The sequence below is a fragment of the Candidatus Cybelea sp. genome (assembly GCA_036489315.1).
Lineage (GTDB): Bacteria > Vulcanimicrobiota > Vulcanimicrobiia > Vulcanimicrobiales > Vulcanimicrobiaceae > Cybelea.
The window spans coordinates 20819-38914 of sequence record DASXFZ010000026.1 but is presented as its reverse complement, the minus strand read 5'-3'; the positions used below and the strand labels follow the sequence as shown (position 1 = coordinate 38914).

The following is an 18096-nucleotide window of genomic DNA, read 5'->3' as shown; positions in this document are numbered from 1 at the left end:
CAGCTCCCGAAGCAACATACATAGAAAAGGGGAGCGAACGGGTCGCCCCCCTTTTGCTCCGCTCGGTGCGTCGGCGTTACTTCAGCAGTTTGCCGAAGTTGCCGAAGACCATCGCGCCGATGCCGGTCATCTGATCGTAACCGGGCCCAGCGCTATACGCTCCGATCGAACCGGAGGTGATGTCGCGCAGGTAGACCTTCTTGCCCGCGCCGTAGCCGTTCTTCGTCCACAGCGCGTAGAGGTTCGGGTCGAAGTTGCCGGCGCGCGAGTTCACCATCTGATCCATGATGGTGAGGCCCGCTCCGAAGATCGGCGATGCGAGCGACGTCCCGCCGATCGGCCCTTGGAAGGAGCCGTCGAAGTAGAACGATTCGCCCGTCAAGGGGCTGGCGTCGAACGAGATGTCGGGCAGGTTGCGTCCGCTCTTGATGACGTTCGTGATGCCCTTCTGATATTTCGGCAGGCGCATGACGATCGAGACACCGCCGCCGGTGGCGCCGGTGAAATCGCTCCAGCCGACTTCGCTCGTCTCTTTTCCGGTCGTGTGATCGACGTCCATGGTCGTTCCGCCGATCGCAACTTGATGACGCGCGTCCGCCGGCGTTCCCACGGTCGGCTGGCTGCCGTTGCACCCATAGGTCTGCGTGCCGTCGTCACCCGTCGATGAATGGAAGGTGATGCCGAGCGCCGCGCCCTGCTTGAAGATTTGGTCGGCCGCCTTCGGGAACGACGGGATGAAGGCGGTTTCACACTCGCTGTAGCTCGTGTTGACCGTATCGGCGATGTTGTCTTGCACGATCTGGGTGTACATGTCGGTGAAGTAGCGCAGATCGGAGGCCTGCGGGGCCTCGTATGCATAGATCGCCGTGCCCGGAGCGATCGAGACGAGCGTCTCGACATCGAGCGTCGCCTCGACCGAGTCGCCGGAGAGCCCCGGCGGCGGGCCGCCGTCAACGAGCACGCGCGTCGTCGCCGGGCCCGTGCGATTGACTTGGAAGTACGAGAGATATGCGCTGACGTCGGAATCGAGGAAGTCTGCGTCTCCGACGAACGCCGTCGCGCGGCCCGTCCCGGTCAACTTCTTCGGGACGCCGTACGCGACGCGATAAACCCCCGGTCCGTAGCCCGAGTCGGGCCCAAAGAGCGGCGGCTTGCTCTGGCGCCGTACCTGACCGGCCGGCACGATGTGATGCCCCGGCTTGAACACGTACTGCGGACGCAGCGAGTGCGCGCTGTCGAGTCCGACGACCGCGTAGACCGTGCGGGCGAGGTTTGCCGGAATCGTCTCCGGACGAACGTTCATGTACCGCGTCTGACCGTCGGCGCGGCGAACGACGTGAATCTCCGTCGAGAACAGCCGTTCGGCCGCTGGGGCCGGGGCGCTCGCATCGATCGTTGTTCGGTTCGTGAAGGTGTGCGTAATTGTGAAGCCGGCGTCGCGCAGCTGCTCGAGCGTCGCGTCGTAGTCCGCTTGTGTCGGACCGAACGCGCGCGCAAACTGCTGCGGCGTCAAGAAGTGATGGAAACTCCCCGAGCCCGGCGTACCCTGGGCCTCGATGAGCCGATCCAGTTTGGCTTCGTTGTGGTAGTTGAGAACGACGGCGAGGTTAACGCGCGTCGTGTCGGTTGCGCGTCCGAGGTCCTGCATCTGCGTCGAACCAGCGGATGGTGCTAAACTTGTTCCGGCACTCGAGCAAGCCGCGAGAATGGCGGTCACTGCGGCAAAACCCAGGGCCCGACAAGTAGATACTGGGAAACGCATCCTGCGTGCTCCTTACTTTTAACAGTCGTGTTTTTTTGAATCGCTTGCCTGGGGATTCTGCCTTTCGATTGCGAACCGCGGCTTTCATGCTTCGCCGGGCGCTGCCGTGCGTCGCCGTGCTCGCCCTGCTCCTCACGGGCGACGTTGCGGCCATCGGGGCCGCAGCGCGGGCCATCTCCCCAGACGGCGGTATTCATAAGATCGAACACGTCGTGATCGTCATGCAGGAGAACCGCTCCTTCGATAGTTATTTCGGCACCTATCCCGGCGCCGACGGCATTCCGATGCGCGACGGCCTCCCGCAGGTCTGCATTCCCGATTCGAAGACCGCGTGCGTGCGCCCGTATCACGACAGCACCGACGAAAATACCGGCGGTCCCCACGGCGCGAAAGCCGCGGATCTGGCGATCGACGGAGGGAAGATGGACGGCTTCATCGCCGTCATGCGCGCGGCCAATCGCACCGGCGGCTGCCCAACCGATATTCCGACCTGCGCCGTCAAGGGTCACGAGCGCAGCGTGATGGGCTATCACACACAGGCCGAGCTGCCCGACTATTGGGCGTATGCGCACGGCTTCGTTCTGCAGGATCGGATGTTCGAACCGGTTCGCTCGTGGAGCCTTCCCGCGCATCTTTACATGGTTTCGGAATGGGCCGGCAGCTGCGCGAAGATCGGCGACCCGGCCAGCTGCAAGCCCGAACGCACCTATTTCAACGACGACGACTTTCCACGCGATCTCTTCACCGCGAAGGATCCGCAGCGTCGGGGGCGGCCCGACTATCCGTGGACCGATCTCACGTATCTGCTCCACGCGCACCACGTCTCGTGGGCGTACTACGTCATGGACGGCTTCGAGCCCGATTGCATCAACGATCAGAGCAGCTGCAGCCTGCGACCGCAGAGCGCGCGTACGCCGGGTATCTGGAATCCGCTGCCGTCGTTTACCGACGTCAAACAAGACGGCGAGACCGGCAACGTGAAAGACACCTCGTTCTTCTTCCGCGATCTTCGCGAGGGTACGCTGCCGAGCGTCGTTTGGCTCACGCCCTCAAATCGCTACAGCGAACACCCGCCCGGGCTGGTCAGCACGGGGCAAGCCTACGTCGTCGGGCTGATCGACGCCGTCATGCGGAGCCGCTACTGGGATTCGACGGCGATCTTTCTGAGCTGGGACGACTGGGGCGGCTTCTACGACCACGTCGCGCCGCCCAACGTCAACTATTTCGGCTACGGCTTGCGCGTGCCGGGCCTCGTAATCAGCGCCTACGCGCGCCATGGCTACATCGATCACCAGACGCTCAGTCACGACGCCTACGTCAAGTTCATCGAAGACGATTTTCTCAATGGGCAACGCATCGATCCCGCGCGCGACCACCGGCCCGATCCGCGCGCGAGCATCGCTGAAAACGCGCCCGGGCTCGGCGATCTGCGTTCGGATTTCGATTTTGCGGCGCCGCCGCGGCCGCCGCTGATTCTCCCGGGCGGTGTCGGGCCGCCCTACAAGCCCGGCTATACCGGCCCGCCATGAAGACGATCGCACCGCTGCGAAAGGCGCTCGCTTGGCCGCTGCGAAACCTCACCGGCGTGAAAGTCCGAGCCCTCGGCCTCGCGCTCGTCAATGCCACGGTTGCCGCCTGCGGTGGTAAAACCGCAAGCGACGACGACGTTCTCAAGCACGTGCTCGCCATCAACACCTGTTACGCCCGGATGTACGTGAAGCAGACCGGCGCGGCGCTAACCCAACGTCGCGCCTTCGCCGGCTCGAAAGATTTGATGCCCGTCCCGACGCCGGCCTACGACGTATCCGGACTGCGCGCGTGCTTCGCCGCTCGCGTTTCACACCAGCGCCTGAACGACCGGCTGCGCACGTATCCGGCGATCCTCGCGCTCGGGCGCTCGTGCGAGAAGTACGTCGATCTCAACAGCGACGAGGCGATCGCGGGCTACGGCAAGTGCATCCATGACGGCATGCCGGCCGCACTGGACTCGGGGCGATAAGCATGGCCGACGATATACTTCTTCCCTTTCTGCGTAAGGCCAAAGAACACGGCGTTCCCGACGAGTCGCTCGTCGGCGTGCTGCGCCAGAACGGCTGGTCGGAACGGCGCATCTACCGCGCCCTCTCCGACTACTACGCCGACGCGTTGAAGGTCCCGATCCCGAGCCGCCCGGGTTCGGTCGAGAACGCGCGCGATGCGTTTCTCTACCTGCTCAACTTCATCACGCTGGGTTTCTGGACGGTCGCCCTCTGGCAGATCTGGGACGATCTGGTGAAGCGATGGTTCCCCGACGAGCTCTCGGTGTCAACGGCTTCGTCGCTGCGCGAAGACATCGCCTGGCAGATCGCGATCATCGTGGTCACGTTTCCGGTCTTCGTCGTCATCCACGCGCTGATCCAGCGCGAGCTCACGCGGCGGCCCGAGCTGTACTACTCGCCGATCCGGCGCTGGCTGACCTATATCGCGCTCGTCCTCTCGGCCATCACGATCCTCATCGACGCGGCGCTGACGATTCAGGCCTGGATTCTCGGGCATCTTACCGCGCACTTCATCCTCGATACGCTGGCCTTGTTCCTGATCGGCGGCGGGATCTTCGCCTACTATCTGCTGACGATCGATCCGCCCAAACAGCGCAACCCGTGACGGCGTCGCGCCTCATCGCGGCCGCGGCGGTTGCGATCGTCATCGCCGTCGTTGCGGCTGCGTTCGTTTCGATCGGGCCGCCGAGCCGGGCGCGCGCCGAAGCGCTCGATCGCAAGCGCGTCGCGGATCTCGGTACCATCGCGGCGGGGCTGCACGACGATTACACCGATGCGGGGAAACTGCTGCCGGCAGCCTACGACTCGCCGCTACGCGATCCGGCAACCGGAAAACCCTACGAATATCGCCGTTTAACAAGCGAGCGCTACCAACTTTGCGGCACGTTCGCGCTTCCGACGCCGAGTACCGGCATGATGGCGCCGTCGTCCTGGCATCATCCCGCGGGACGGTACTGCTACAGCCTCGATGTCGGCGCGCGCGTCGATTCGACGCTGTAAAACATCTTAGGAGTCCGTCGAGGCCGCGTCGAACGACGCGTTGCAAATGAGACGTCTGCAACTTGCCGCACTCGCGGCCTTCATTTGCATCGCACCTTCCGCCGTCAACGCCGCAGAGTCGAAGACTCCGGCCGCGCAGTTGATGGGCAAGCTCACCTGGCGCAGCATCGGCCCGTACATCGGCGGCCGCTCCGTTGCCGTCGACGGCGTCCCGGGCAAGGACATCTTCTACATGGGCGGCGTCGAGGGCGGCGTTTGGAAGAGCACCGACTTCGGCTTGAGTTGGACGAACATCACCGACGGGAAGCTGCCGGGCATCGCGACCGCGATCGGCGCGCTCGCGGTCGCGCCGTCCAACAGCAGCGTGATCTATGCCGGCACCGGCGAGTCCGATATCCGCGGCGATTTCGACAGCGGCGACGGCGTCTACAAGACGACCGATGGCGGCAAGAACTGGTCGTACGCGGGGCTGCGTGACACGCACATGATCGCCAAGCTCCTCATCGACCCGCGCGACCCCAACATCGTCTATGCGGCCTCGATGGGCCACGTCTTTCGCCCGAACGCCGAGCGCGGCATCTTCAAGACGACCAACGGCGGGAAGTCGTGGAAAAAGGTGTTCTATGTAGACGAGAAAACCGGCGGCGCCGATATGGCGATGGACTCACGCAATCCCGCGGTCGTCTACGCGGCGATGTGGCAAGCGCAGCGCGTCCCCTGGAAGCTGACCAGCGGCGGCCCCGGAAGCGGGCTCTACAAGACGACCGACGCGGGCGCGCACTGGACGAAGATCTCCTCCAATCGCGGTTTTGCAACGGGTACGCTCGGTAAGATCGGCGTCTCGGTGGCGCAGAGCAACCCGCGCGTCGTCTATGCGACCGTGCAGGATCTCGACGGCGGTATCTTCCGCTCCAACGACGGCGGCGCGACCTGGCGGCGCACGAACTCGGAGATGAAGCTGCGCCAGCGGGCCTTCTATTACACCGCGATTTACGCCGACCCCACCAATCCGCAAGTCGCCTACGCGCCGGAAGTCGACGGCGTCTACAAAACCAAAGACGGCGGCAAAACCTTCTCCAACATCGATATGCCGCACGGCGACAATCACATCATCTGGATCGATCCGCGGCGGCCGGCGACGCTGCTGGTCGGCAACGACGGCGGCGGTACCGTCTCCGTCGACGGCGGCGCGAACTGGAGCAGCGAACACAACCAGCCGACGGGACAGTTCTACCACGTCGCGCTCGACGATCAGTTTCCGTTCCACGTCTTCGGCGCCTCGCAGGACGAAGGCGCCTTCGAAGGCCCCAGCGCCGCGGTCGGGCCCGGCATCGGCCCTGGTGAATGGCACACCGTCGCGCTCGGCGAGAGCACCTTCGTAGCGCCCGAACCGGGCGATCCGCAAGTCACGTACGGAAGCGGCTATTACAGCTCGTTCGTGCGCTTCAACCGCATCACCGGCGACGAGAAGAATGTCAGCCCGTGGCCGCGCTACATGGCCGGCGCCTCGTCGGCTCAGACGAAGTTCCGCTTCGGCTGGACGCACCCCATCTTCTTCTCACCCGCCGATCCGCACGAGCTGCTCGTCGCAGGGCAAGTCGTCTTCTCCAGCCTCGATCACGGGCAGACGTGGAAGATCCTCAGCCCAGATCTCACCCGCAACGATCCGTCGACCGAAGGCCCAACCGGCGGGCCGATCTTCCTCGATCAGACCGGCGCCGAAACGTTCCCCGATATCGCGTCGCTTGCGGTCTCGCCGCTCGATGCGAACATTATCTGGGCGGGCTCTGCCGATGGTCTCGTACACGTGACGACCGATTACGGCGGCAACTGGAAGCTCGTGACTCCGCCGGATCTTCCGCAGTGGGCGCAGATCAGCTCGATCGAGCCTTCGCACACGCAAAAGGGCACGGCGTATCTTACTGCGTCGCGCTACATGTGGGACGACTTCCATCCCTACGTTTACGAAACCGAAGACTACGGCGCGCATTGGACGCCGTTGACCGGCGGACTGCCGGCCGACCAATACGTCTTCCTCGTCCGTCAGGATCCGCTCGAGCCGCGCCTGCTCTTTGCGGGGACGCGCAGCACGGCGTACGTCAGCCTCAACGGCGGCCAAAGCTGGCAGCCGCTCACGCTGAATCTGCCCGGCGTTCAGGTGCGCGACCTCGCCGTCGACGTGCGCCAGGACGAGCTCGTGGCCGCGACGCACGGGCGCGCCTTTTGGATTCTTGATAACGTCACGCTGCTGCGGCAGCTCGCGCACGAGCCGTCGCAGTCCGTTACAAACCTCCAGCTCTTTACGCCCGCAGCGTCGTGGCTTTCGAATGCCTACGGCGGCGCCAGCGGAATCCCCGAGTTCGGCGAAAATCCCGCATATGGAACGGCGGTGTACTTCAACGTGCCTGCGGGTTATAACGGAACGACCCCGCTAACGCTCAGCTTCCTCGACGCCAACGGCGCGACGGTTCGCAGCTTCGCGCTGCATCCCAAGAATCCGCACGAGCGCAAGCTCACGCCCGAGCAAGAGGATAACCTCGACGCCAACCAATCGCGAGCGCGGGCCATCGAACGAATAACCGTCGCCGCTTCGGGCATCAATTTATTTCAATGGGATATGCACTACCCGCCCGCGTACGACGTGCCGGGCTGGCGCCCCGACTTCACCGACGACTGGCCCGACAACGCCGACGGTCCCACGATCCTGCCGGGGTCCTACACCGCCGTGCTGCACTACGGCGCTCAAACGTTGCGCGCGCCGGTCAGCGTGCGACTCGACCCGCGGATTCACGCGACGATCAACGATCTTCAAGCGCGCCTTGCACTCGAGCAGCAGATCGTCGCAACAATCGACCGACTCGATCGCACGGTAGCGTCGGCACTCACTGCGCGTACGGAAGTATCTGCAGCCGTGAACGACGAAGTTGCGCAATTGCTGGCGATGGACAATCACTCCAGCGAAGCCGACGTAATGCACGGGACGAGAATACGCGAGCAGCTTGCCTTCCTTCTCAATTCGCTTGAAAACTCATACGCGAAACCGACGGCAGCGGAGTACGACACATATCGCGACCTATCGGCGCTCGCCACCGCCGGAGAGGCGCGTTTGAAAGGAATGGGTGCGCATTGAGGAGCTTTTATATTTACGCAATTGCCGTTGCAATGCTGGTTGCCGGTTGTGCGCGAAGCGGCGATACGCTTCCGGCGCCCGGCAGCACGGCGGTTTCGGGAATACGAAGTGTATCGCCGCCACGGCCTGCGGCCGGCAGGCTGCCAACCTGCCCGGGGCAAGACCGGCGCAAAGGCTACGTTCAGACGTTCACTAATCTTAAAGTGCACGGCGGCGCACTGTGCATCGGACGGTTTCGCGGCTTTGGGGGCTCGTTAGAGTATCCGAGCGTCGACCGATCGGTCAAGCTGACGAATCGCCTTACCATAACGAACCTTTACAACCAGCCCGAGTTCGGTTCCGGCGCGGTGCTGCTCTATTTGAATCTGCACTTCCACGACAACACGCGCTTCGGTGCGACCGTCGCGGCCAAGGGCGGCCTGGAAAGCAACAAGTTCACTCCCGGCCAGTCCTATACGGCCTTCGGCCAGGTCGCGGTCGGCCATCTGGTCTTCATGTTCACGCCTTGTTACAGCGTCGCCACGAGCGGCGCGAACGGCGGGCTGCTGCCCAACATCGGCGCGCTCTTCGACAACGCGATCGTTACCGGCAACGGCTTTGGCGTTATCGAGATCTATCCGGGCGCGCAAGTCTCGCAAGAATGCGAGGGAACCTCGGGCTAACCGAGGTTCCCTCCGATCCCCGGCGAAACCGTAGCGCACCTCGCCGGCGAAAGGATCTTATCTGATGTCGTTTCTTCGTTGCTGCTTGCGCGGTTCGTCGGCTGCCGTAGCGTTGATTGCGCTCGCGGCGTGCGCGCAGCACGGTTCCGCGCTTTTGCCGGCAGGCGCGCTCGGCCAAACTGCCGTCACACCCGACCTCGTTCCCCCAGACTGTAAGGGGCAGAAGACCACCAAAGAGTACGCTTCGCTGACGCAGACCCTTTCGACCAAAGGCGGTTCGTTGTGCGTCCCGGCATTTGGCGGCTTTGGCGGAACGATTAAGTACCCGCCGGCGAATCCATCGGTGAAGCTCGAGCTGACGAGCAGCACGACCAACTACGATCACATGCCGAGCCTCGGCAGCGGTATGCCGATCTTCTACATGCAGCTCGCGATACAAGGCGGCACGTCGTTCGGCAACAACGTCGAGGCCGGCGGCGGACTCACCGGCAAGCAGATCGATCCCCACAAACCTTACACCGTTTACGGTCAGGCCGTAATCTATCGTATCCCGTTCAACTTCGGCCCCTGCTATGCCAAAGCGAGCAAAGGCAAATACGGCGGGGTTATCGGCGGGGTCGGAACCCTGCTTAGAGGCGTGCAGATTCCCGGCGCGGCGACCGCCGTCGTCGAGATCTATCCGGGTAAGGCGACCGGCACGAAGTGCTGACTCTCTTCGGCCGGCACGATGATTCCCGCAAGGCTCAGCGGATCGTAAGCGCCGACGCGGATCTGCGCGCTCTCGCCGGTCCGGCGCACCGCGCGTAACGCGTCGACGGCTTCGGGCAGCGCAAACTGTTCGCCGACGAAACCGGCGACGAACCGCCCGCCGCGAATCTCGCCGCGCGCCTCCATCCGGCGCAGCACGAGTAAAAGCTCGCGCCATCGCGGCGCGAGGGACTCGCGGGCGATCACGTCGCGAAAGACGACGCCCCAGCGCGCGAGCAGCCGGCGTGCGAAGCCTTCGACGTCGATCCGGGGGGTCGCGGCCTGCAAAGGCGTCCAGCGGCCGCTCGAAGATCGCGGCCGCGCGCGCAGCCCCCGTTCGCCGAGCCGGCGTTTCGCATCGCTGAGCGAACGCAGCGCGTCGAAGCCGTCGGCGGTGATCAATCCGGCGGCGACGAGCTGCCAGAGCGCCTCCTCGACCTCGCTGGGCAGACGTTTGGTTGCGCGAACGATCTCGGCAAAAAACGGCGCGCGCAGCTCTTCGACCGTCGCCAGAATTTCGCGCGCGGCGTGCGAGAGCGCGTCGCCGGGATCCTTGCGGCGAACGATCAGCTCTTGCGCGTTCGCGCGCAGGAAGAGCGAGATCGGCGCGAGCCGCGTCGGCCGCACGCGGCGGGAATTTTCAACCTCGCGCGGTTCGAGCGCGGGATGCGCAGAGAGGCGCCCCCACATCACGTCGCCCGAGTAGCAGAGCCGGTCGAGAAACTCGGGCTTGTAGCCGGCGACGCGCGCCGGGAGAATCTGCCCCTCCCACGCGACCGTGGGAATTTCGTAGCCCTCGAGCTGGCGCACGATCTGCAGCGTTCCGTCGATGCCGTGCAGCCGCGAGCTTGCCGCGACGTGCTGCCAGCGCTGCAAAAACGCCATGTACTGCGCGGCGGTAACCGGCTCGATCTCGCGCCGCAAGCGCCCGACGGTGAGCCGGTGGATGCGCGCCAGCACGCGGCGATTGCACCACTGCTCGTCCGGCGTCGAACTGCGGAATCGTCCGTGCAGCACCTGGCCTTGCGCTTCGAGGCGCAGCAGCGCCGCCTCGATCGCCGCGCCGTCGATCTGCAAACGCGATGCCATCTGCGCGACCGTCATCGGGCCGCTCGATTCTAACCAGCCGCGCAGAATCTCGGTGACCGCCTCCTCGCGGTTTTCACTGCGCGTTTCGTAGGCAGCCCGCGCAAGGTCGAGCCGCTCGGCACAGGTCCAGAATCCGGCGACGGTCATCGCGCGCCGCTGCGCAACGAGCTCCTCGTACCAGGCCTTCCATTGCGGCTCGGGCGGCATGACGATCAGCGTCGAGAGCGCGTCGTGCAGCTCGTCGGCGTCGCGCACGACCGGCCACGATTCCTCGGCAACCTGCGCGATCGCCGCTGCATCCAAGATGCCGGCGCCGTCGACGTCGTCGCGCATCGTGCGGCGCAGCTGCACCGCGCGCGCCCGCCGCTCTTCCAGCGGGGCGTCGTCGAGGTAGGCGAAGGGATTGGCGTTGAGGATCTCGTGACAGAAGACCGAGGGTTCCGGCGTATCGATTGCCACGGTCTGCAGTGAGCCGGCCTCGATCTCGCGCAGGATGGCGATGAAGCCATCGAGATCCATCGCTTCGTGCAGACAGTTCGAGAGCGTCTCGCGCACGAGCACGTGGTCGGGAATGCGGATCGGCCCGGTGAGGTTTTCGGGACAGGCGGCTTGATCGGGGAAGACCGCCGCCACCAGATCGTCGGCGCGCATGCGGATCAGCTGCGGCGGCACTCTGCGCCCGCCGCTGAAGCGCAGGATCGCGAGCGCCCGCGTGGCGTTCCAGCGCCAGCGCGCGGCAAACATCGGCGCCGGAAGCAAGGCTTGGGTGAGCGTCTGCTCGGCGCTGGCCGAACGAACGAACTCGAAGACGGCGTCGAGCGGGAACGCGTGCTGATCGGTCAGCGAGAGCACGATGCCGTTGTCGGTCGCGGCCGCCTGCAGCTCGAGGTTGAAGGAACGGCAGAACTTTTTGCGCAGCGCGAGCCCCCACGCGCGGTTGATGCGCGCGCCGAAGGGCGTGTGCAGGATCAGCTGCATCCCGCCGCCCTCGTCGAAGAAGCGCTCTGCAACCAGCGTGCGGTCCGTCGGCACGACGCCCAGAATTTTCTTGCCGGCGCGCACGTACGCTACGGCCTGTTCGGCGCCGGCCGAATCCAGCGCGCACTCTTCCTGCAGCCACGCGATCGCCGCTTCGTCGGGGCGCTGGTCGATCGCGACGCGTACGGCGCAGACCTCGCGCGACAGCTCGATCGTGCGTCCTCGCCCTTCGCCGTTCCAGAACGGGATCGAGGGGGGCGCGCCGTGCGCATCCTCGACGCGAACGACGCCGGCCTCGACGCGCCGGATCTTCCACGAGTTCGTGCCCAGCAGGAAGATATCGCCGGCCATGCTTTCGACGGCAAAATCCTCGTCGAGCGAACCGATCACGTGCCCTTCGGGCTCGACGATGACGTTGAAGTTCGCGGTATCGGGAATTGCACCGCCGCTCGTGATCGCGGCCAGCCGCGCGCCGCGGCGCGCTCGGAGCTTGCCGTTGACGCGATCGTAGTGCAAAAAGGTTCCGCTGCGCCCGCGCGAGGTCGCGATGCCGTCGGCGAGCATCGTGACGACCGCATCGAAGTCGCTGCGCTCGAGCGCGCGATAGGCGAAGGTGCCGCGTACGACCGCGTAGAGCGTGTCGACATCCCATTCGTGCTGCGCGCACGAGGCGACGATCTGCTGCGCGAGGATATCGAGCGGCGCTTTCGGGATCTCGAGCGCGTCGAGCGCGCCGGCGCGAATCCCGCGCACGAGCGCCGCGCACTCGATCAGTTCGTCGCGCGTCGTGACGTAGAAGATGCCTTTGGGCAACGCGCCCACCCAGTGGCCGGAGCGCCCGACGCGCTGCAGCGCAACCGCGATCGCTCGCGGCGAGCCGAGCTGCACGACCAGGTCGACCGAGCCGATGTCGATCCCGAGCTCGAGCGATGCGGTGGCGACGACGGCTCGCAGCTGACCGTCGCGCAGACGCTGCTCCACGTCGAAGCGAAGTTCTCGCGCCAAGCTGCCGTGGTGCGGCATCACGAAGCCTTCCCCGAGACGCTCGTTGAGCGCGAAGGCGACGCGTTCGCTCATCCGGCGGGTGCCCACGAAGATCAGCGTCGTGCGATGCGCGCGGATCTGCTCGGCGACGCGATCGTAGATCTCGCCCCACATCTCTTTGCTCGCGACCGGACCGAGCTCGTCGCTGGGGACTTCGATGCGCAGCTCCATCTCGCGGCGGTGTCCGACGTCGACCGTCGTCGTTCGATCGCTCAGGAACCGGGCGACGTCTTCGAGCGGCCGCACCGTCGCCGAGAGTCCGATGCGTTGCGGCTTGCGCGCGCCGCTCTGTTCGACCAGGTAATCCAGCCGTGCGAGCGTCAGCGCCAGATGCGAGCCGCGCTTGTCGGCCGCCATGGCGTGAATTTCGTCGACGATGACGGTCTTCACGCTTGCGAAGAGCGCGCGCGATTTTTCAGCGGTCAACAGGATGAAGAGCGATTCCGGTGTCGTCACCAGCACGTGCGGAGGCTTGCGCAGCATGCCCTGGCGTTGCGCCGGCGTCGTATCGCCGGTGCGTACGGCCGTGCGAATCGGCGCCATTCCTATGCCGCGCTCGATCGCCAGCATCGTCAACGCGCTAAGCGGCTTCTCGAGGTTCTCGCGGACGTCGTTGGTCAAGGCCTTCAGGGGAGAAACGTAGACGACGAGCGTTTGCTCGGGCAACGTTCCGGCGACCGCTCGGCGGACGAGATCGTCGAGGCAGAGCGTGAAGGCCGAGAGCGTCTTACCCGAGCCGGTCGGCGCGGAAATTAAGACGTCGCCGCCGGCGCGGATGGCCGGCCAGCCGCGGGTTTGAGGCTCGGTCGGCGCGGTGAAGGCCGCGTCGAACCACTCTTGCACCAGTGGGTGGAAAAACTCACGCATCCGAGCAATCTATTCCACATGGGCCGCCGCGCTCCGGGATAGACCGGTGCGGCTGCTCGATATGCGGGGGAAGAAGTCTTATGAGAAACAGCATCGCACTATTTGCCCTGCTCTCACTCGGAATAGCATTCGTGCCGCGCGTAGCGGACGCGCAGATGGACCAAGCATCGACGGTGCCGTCGGCGACGGTTAATCCCTTAGCCACGGAGAACCCCGAAGAGAGTGCCAGCCCGTTCGAGAGCCCAAATCCCGGTGAGACGCCGGGCGAGACCGAAGTCGTTTCTTCCAGCAGTAGCGGCGGGGACTGGGGTTTGATCGGAATTCTCGGGCTGCTGGGGCTGCTCGGTTTGCGTAAGCGGACGTGACGTAACCTGCGCGGCGTCCTGCTCGCGCTGGCTTTTCTGCTGGCCGCTCTGCGGCCGGCCGATGCCGCGCTGCCCGTCCTCACCTTCGCCGACATGGGCCGGCTCGTCGACCTGGAAGGGCCGGCGATCTCACCCGACGCTCGGCGCGTCGCCTTCATCGTCATCACGCAAGACGTTAAACACGACGCCTACGTCAATAGTTTAGCCGTCCTCGACCTGCCCGCGAACAAAACCCGCACGATCCTGCGAGGTAAGGAGGTCGCGGTTCCACGCTGGTCGCCCAACGGCGCGCGGCTGGCCTACCTCGCGCAGGGCTCCGGCGAGGAGCACCAGCTCTTCGTCCGCGAAGGCGCCCGCTCGCGACAGCTCAGCAACGCCAAGGGTGACGTCGTCGATGAGGCCTGGAGCCCGGACGGCCGGGAGCTCGCCTTCGTCGCCGCCGATCAGCACGACGACGCCCCCTTCTTCTATGCGGGCGACAACGACTACACGGCAACCGCGCTGACGCCGCCCGAACATCTCTGGATCGTCTCGGCGAATGGCGGGTCGGCGCGCCGGCTTACCGGCGGCTCGTGGACGATCGCCCCGACCGATCCCGGCGGGATCTTCTCGCCGCAGATCGCCTGGACGCACGACGGCCGCTCGATCGTCATCACGCGCGTCGCGAACACGTTCAGCGGCGACGACGAGTACTCGACGCTCTGGGAGATCGACGCGCACGGCGGCGCGATGCGCAAGCTCACCGGGCACGCCGCCTTCGAGCTGAGCCCATCGTATTCACCCGACGGCTCGCGCCTGGCCTATTGGTATCCGCACGGCGGCGACTTCAATGCCGAAACGACCGTGCGCATCCGCACCGGCGATCGCGACGACGCCTTCGCCGGCGGCCTCGACCGCAACATCGCCGCTTCGCTCTGGCTTCCCGACGGCCGCCTCTTGCTCTGCGCGGCCAGCGAAACGCGCAATCTCTTCTTCATCGCCAAGCCTGACGGCAGCACAAGCCCGATCCCCTTGGGCGAGATCCATCCGATCTGCGATCCCTACTCGAGCAGCACCTTCGACGGCGGCGCGGCGGCGAGCGTCGCGCACGACGGAACGATCGCGTTCATTGCAACGACGCCGGCGAGCGCGCGCGAGCTCTACACGCTGCGCACGGGATCGAATCGCCCGCGCCGCGTGACGCATTACAACGACTTTCTCGCCGGCGTCGCCACCGGGCCGATGAGCGAGCTTCGCTGGACGGGCCCGGGCGGATTCGCCGAAGGCGGGGTCGTGACCGATCCGCCCAACGCCGCACCGGGCCGGAAGTATCCGATCGTACTGCTGATTCACGGGGGGCCCGGGCTCTCGAACTCGCGGGATTTCGTTTGGGAGCAGTGGCCGCTCGCGCAGATGATCGCTTCGCGCGGCTACGTCGTCTTCCAGCCGAATTACCGCGGCAGCGACAACCTCGGCAACGCCTACATGACGGCGATCGTGCACGACACCGTCGCCGGCCCGAGCTCCGACATTCTCGCCGGTTTGACGGCGCTCGAACAACGCCCTGAGGTAGACTCCACGCGCGTCGCGGTCTCCGGCTGGTCGTACGGCGGAGAGCTGACGTCGTGGCTGATCGGGCACGAACACTTCTGGCGCGCGGCGATCTCCGGCGCGGCGGTAAATAGCGAGTTCGACGAATACAACCTCTCGACGTCCAACGTGCAGGATCGCTATCCGCTCGGTGCCTCACCCTGGACCGATGACGGGCAACGCATCTACCGTGAGAACTCGCCGATCACGTACTACGCGCAGATAACGACGCCGACGCTGATCTGGGGCACGACGCAAGATCCCGTCGTCCCGATTACGCAGGCGTACGCGCTCTTTCACGCCCTCACGGAGAACCATGTGCCGGTTCGCTTTGCCGTCTTCCCGGCGAGCACGCACGGGCCCGACGGCCCGCGGCAGTCGGCCGAGCTGACGAAGCTGTGGCTCGACTGGCTCGCCAAATACCTCACGGTGTCACCCTGAGTGTCGAAGGGTCATCCAATTCCCCGGTTTCGGCGTTTAAGAGGATATGAAGCGTCTTCTTAGCGCCGTACTTCTTCTCGGACTTCTCATCGCCGCGTCCGCCCCCGCTCCGGCGGCGGCGCCGTCGAACGACCAGCGCGTCGTACTCGCCGGCGGCTGCTTCTGGGGCATGCAGCTCGTCTTCGGGCAACTCAAAGGCGTCGATCGCGTCGTTGCCGGTTACGCGGGGGGCGAAGCCTCTACAGCGCAGTACGAGACGGTGAGCACCGGTGCGACCGGCCACGCGGAGTCGGTCGAGATCACCTACGACCCGGCGAAGATCTCGTTCAAGTCGCTGCTCGACGTCTATTTCAAGGTTGCGCACGATCCGACGGAGCTCAATCGCCAAGGCCCCGACCAAGGCACGCAGTATCGCTCCGAGATCTTCTACACGACCGCGCAGCAGCACGGTACGGCGGTCGCGGCGATCGCGCACTTGGACCAGACGCACGCCTATCCGTCGCGCATCGTAACGATCGTGGCTCCCTTACGCGGATTCTATCCGGCCGAGGCGTACCATCAGGACTACGCGCTGCACAATCCGCAGAATCCGTATATCGTCGTCAACGACCTTCCGAAACTCAAGGTCCTGCGCCAGGATTATCCGCAGCTCGTCAAACCCAACGCGCCGGATCCGAGTTAGCCGAACTTAGCTCGGCGCGTCGTCCCCGTGCTGGGCGTACGAGCGCGGATCGAAGTACCAGGCGGGTAACGCGTCTGGGAACGTAATGTCCGTAAAGTCGTAGTCGACGGTCGCGTCGCGCCCAAGATAATCGGCGTCCTGCTGATAGGTCGGCGTACCGTGGATGTGCGTCACGATCGGCATGTTGTGCATCCAGGTGAGCGTCACCGTGAAGAGCATCGGATAGACCTTTTTGTCGGAGCCCTCGTCGTAGAGCTTGTCGGTCGCGACGACTTCGCGCAGCTCCAGCGTCTTTGCGTCGACGTAGAGTTCGCGCAAGCGATTGCGGTCGGGGTCCCGGCGCGCCTGAAGGCTTACGTGGATCTCGTCGCCCTCGTTGGCGATCCGGGTCACGCGATAATCGAACTCACCCAAGACCGTAACGACTGCGATGAGCGGCGGCAGGCTGCCCGTCGGCTCGGGCGTCGGCACGAACTCGCGAGGGTTCGTGTGCGGATGGACGGGCGCAGGTTCGAAGAGATCGGCGGTCGGCGGCCCCGGATCCCACGGCTCGTTAAAGGACGGCCGGAGAAACTCGAGCGTGCCGCGCGACGAGCCGTGGTAGACGCGCCGCCCCAGGGCGGCACGATCGGTCGTCCGGCACCAGATGTGATAGGTGTAACTGTTGAGCAGATCGGGATAGCCGTCGTCGAGCGTTTGCTTGCGGATCAGCGTGTACGTGATGTACACCGGCGGCGGCCGATGCGAGCGGAATTGCCGGCGAATCTCATAGAGCAGCCGATCCGGAGAGGGTAGCGGAATCGGTGTGGCGCGCGTCGCCGGCGAGACGGCGACCGCGTGCGACGGAACGAACGCGAGCGAGAGGCCGAGCAGCATCAGCCCGGCGCAGAGTACGGTTTTCACGAAACGCTCAGCGCGGCGCCATCCTGATCGCGCCGTCCAGGCGAATCACTTCACCGTTAAGCATTTGATTCTCCGCGATGTGCCGGGCAAGGTGCGCGTATTCAGCCGGCCGTCCCAGGCGCGACGGGAACGGAACCTGCTTCCCGAGCGACTCACGCGCGGCTTCGGGCAGCCCGGCGAGCAGCGGCGTATCGAAGATCCCCGGGGCGATGCTGCAGACGCGAATTTGATGCTGCGCGAACTCGCGCGCGACCGGCAGGGTGAGCCCAACGATTCCGCCCTTTGAGGCCGCATAGGCGGCCTGTCCGATCTGGCCGTCGTACGCGGCAACCGAGGCCGTGCAGATGATGACGCCGCGATCCTCCCCCGGTTCGACCGGAAATTCGATCATCTTCGCTCCCGTCAGACGGATGACGTTGAACGTTCCGATCAGATTGACGGTGATAACTTTGGTGAAGCGTTCGAGCGGCAGCGGGCCTTCGCGTCCAATCACGCGCTCGGCCGTCGCGATGCCGGCGCAGCAGATCGCGCCGTTGAGCCCGCCGAACTCGCGCGCGGCCGTATCGACCGCGTTCTGAACCTGAGCCGAATCGGTAACGTCGGTCTTCACGAAGCGTACGTTACCGCCGAGCTCGCGGGCGAGCTCTTCGCCGCGTTCGCTGATATCGCCGATCACGACGTTGGCGCCGGCTCCGGCGAACTCGGTAACGCAAGCGGCTCCCAGACCGGAACTTCCGCCGCTGACCAAAAAAGTGCGTCCTTGTAAGTGCATAGCTCGCAATGCTACAGCTTGCCGAGGGTGATATCCTGGATTGCCGA

At 65.1% G+C, this 18096-nt stretch carries 14 protein-coding genes; 10 read left to right on the top strand and 4 right to left on the bottom strand.

What is annotated here, in order from left to right:
• Nucleotides 1-76 precede the first annotated feature (76 nt).
• A complete protein-coding gene (locus tag VGG51_06705) occupies nt 77-1648 on the bottom strand; it encodes a S53 family peptidase (GenBank protein HEY1882713.1) in 1572 nt (523 codons plus the stop codon).
• A 200-nt stretch (nt 1649-1848) separates the two neighbouring features.
• Between VGG51_06705 and VGG51_06700 the strand changes: the two genes are divergently transcribed.
• The 7 genes from VGG51_06700 (at nt 1849) to VGG51_06670 (ending at nt 9301) form a co-directional block, all read left to right on the top strand.
• A complete protein-coding gene (locus tag VGG51_06700; GenBank protein HEY1882712.1) occupies nt 1849-3291 on the top strand; it encodes an alkaline phosphatase family protein in 1443 nt (480 codons plus the stop codon).
• Nucleotides 3288-3761 (top strand): hypothetical protein, encoded by a 474-nt coding sequence (locus VGG51_06695; protein HEY1882711.1) that lies wholly within the window; start codon nt 3288-3290, stop codon nt 3759-3761. Before VGG51_06700 ends, VGG51_06695 begins: the two co-directional genes overlap by 4 nt.
• Before the next feature lie 2 nt (nt 3762-3763).
• Nucleotides 3764-4405 carry a DUF5671 domain-containing protein gene (locus VGG51_06690; protein ID HEY1882710.1) on the top strand — a complete coding sequence of 214 codons (642 nt, stop codon included), beginning with the start codon at nt 3764-3766 and terminating at the stop codon, nt 4403-4405.
• Nucleotides 4402-4800: a hypothetical protein gene (locus VGG51_06685; GenBank protein ID HEY1882709.1), complete on the top strand. Its 399-nt coding sequence runs from the start codon at nt 4402-4404 to the stop codon at nt 4798-4800. The genes VGG51_06690 and VGG51_06685 overlap by 4 nt, the downstream gene beginning before the upstream one ends.
• 46 nt (nt 4801-4846) lie before the next feature.
• Nucleotides 4847-7930, top strand: a complete 3084-nt coding sequence (locus VGG51_06680; protein ID HEY1882708.1) for a hypothetical protein — start codon at nt 4847-4849, stop codon at nt 7928-7930.
• A complete protein-coding gene (locus VGG51_06675; protein HEY1882707.1) occupies nt 7927-8592 on the top strand; it encodes a hypothetical protein in 666 nt (221 codons plus the stop codon). Before VGG51_06680 ends, VGG51_06675 begins: the two co-directional genes overlap by 4 nt.
• 64 nt (nt 8593-8656) lie before the next feature.
• Nucleotides 8657-9301 (top strand): hypothetical protein, encoded by a 645-nt coding sequence (locus VGG51_06670; GenBank protein HEY1882706.1) that lies wholly within the window; start codon nt 8657-8659, stop codon nt 9299-9301.
• Here VGG51_06670 and VGG51_06665 read toward each other — a convergent pair.
• Nucleotides 9268-13317, bottom strand: coding sequence for a DEAD/DEAH box helicase (locus tag VGG51_06665; GenBank protein ID HEY1882705.1), 4050 nt, complete (start codon nt 13315-13317; stop codon nt 9268-9270). The two genes, VGG51_06670 and VGG51_06665, sit on opposite strands and share 34 nt — an antisense overlap.
• Nucleotides 13318-13397: 80 nt before the next feature.
• Here VGG51_06665 and VGG51_06660 point away from each other — a divergent pair, with 80 nt between their 5' ends.
• The 3 genes from VGG51_06660 to msrA all read left to right on the top strand — a co-directional run bounded on the left by VGG51_06660 (nt 13398) and on the right by msrA (nt 16374).
• Nucleotides 13398-13682 (top strand): WGxxGxxG family protein, encoded by a 285-nt coding sequence (locus tag VGG51_06660; GenBank protein ID HEY1882704.1) that lies wholly within the window; start codon nt 13398-13400, stop codon nt 13680-13682.
• A 93-nt stretch (nt 13683-13775) separates the two neighbouring features.
• Complete coding sequence (locus VGG51_06655; GenBank protein HEY1882703.1) at nt 13776-15692, top strand: S9 family peptidase; 1917 nt, start codon at nt 13776-13778, stop codon at nt 15690-15692.
• A gap of 46 nt (nt 15693-15738) precedes the next feature.
• Nucleotides 15739-16374: a peptide-methionine (S)-S-oxide reductase MsrA gene (msrA, locus tag VGG51_06650; GenBank protein ID HEY1882702.1), complete on the top strand. Its 636-nt coding sequence runs from the start codon at nt 15739-15741 to the stop codon at nt 16372-16374.
• 6 nt (nt 16375-16380) lie between these two features.
• On the opposite strand, the gene VGG51_06645 is transcribed toward msrA, so the two are convergent.
• Together VGG51_06645 and VGG51_06640 are read right to left on the bottom strand one after the other, a co-directional pair.
• Entirely contained in the window at nt 16381-17277 is an 897-nt protein-coding gene (locus tag VGG51_06645; GenBank protein ID HEY1882701.1) for a hypothetical protein, read from the bottom strand.
• Nucleotides 17278-17284: 7 nt separating this feature from the next.
• The gene (locus tag VGG51_06640; GenBank protein HEY1882700.1) at nt 17285-18049 is read right to left on the bottom strand and encodes a 3-hydroxyacyl-CoA dehydrogenase; all 765 of its coding nucleotides are present in this window, start codon (nt 18047-18049) and stop codon (nt 17285-17287) included.
• Between the last annotated feature and the right edge of the window lie 47 nt (nt 18050-18096).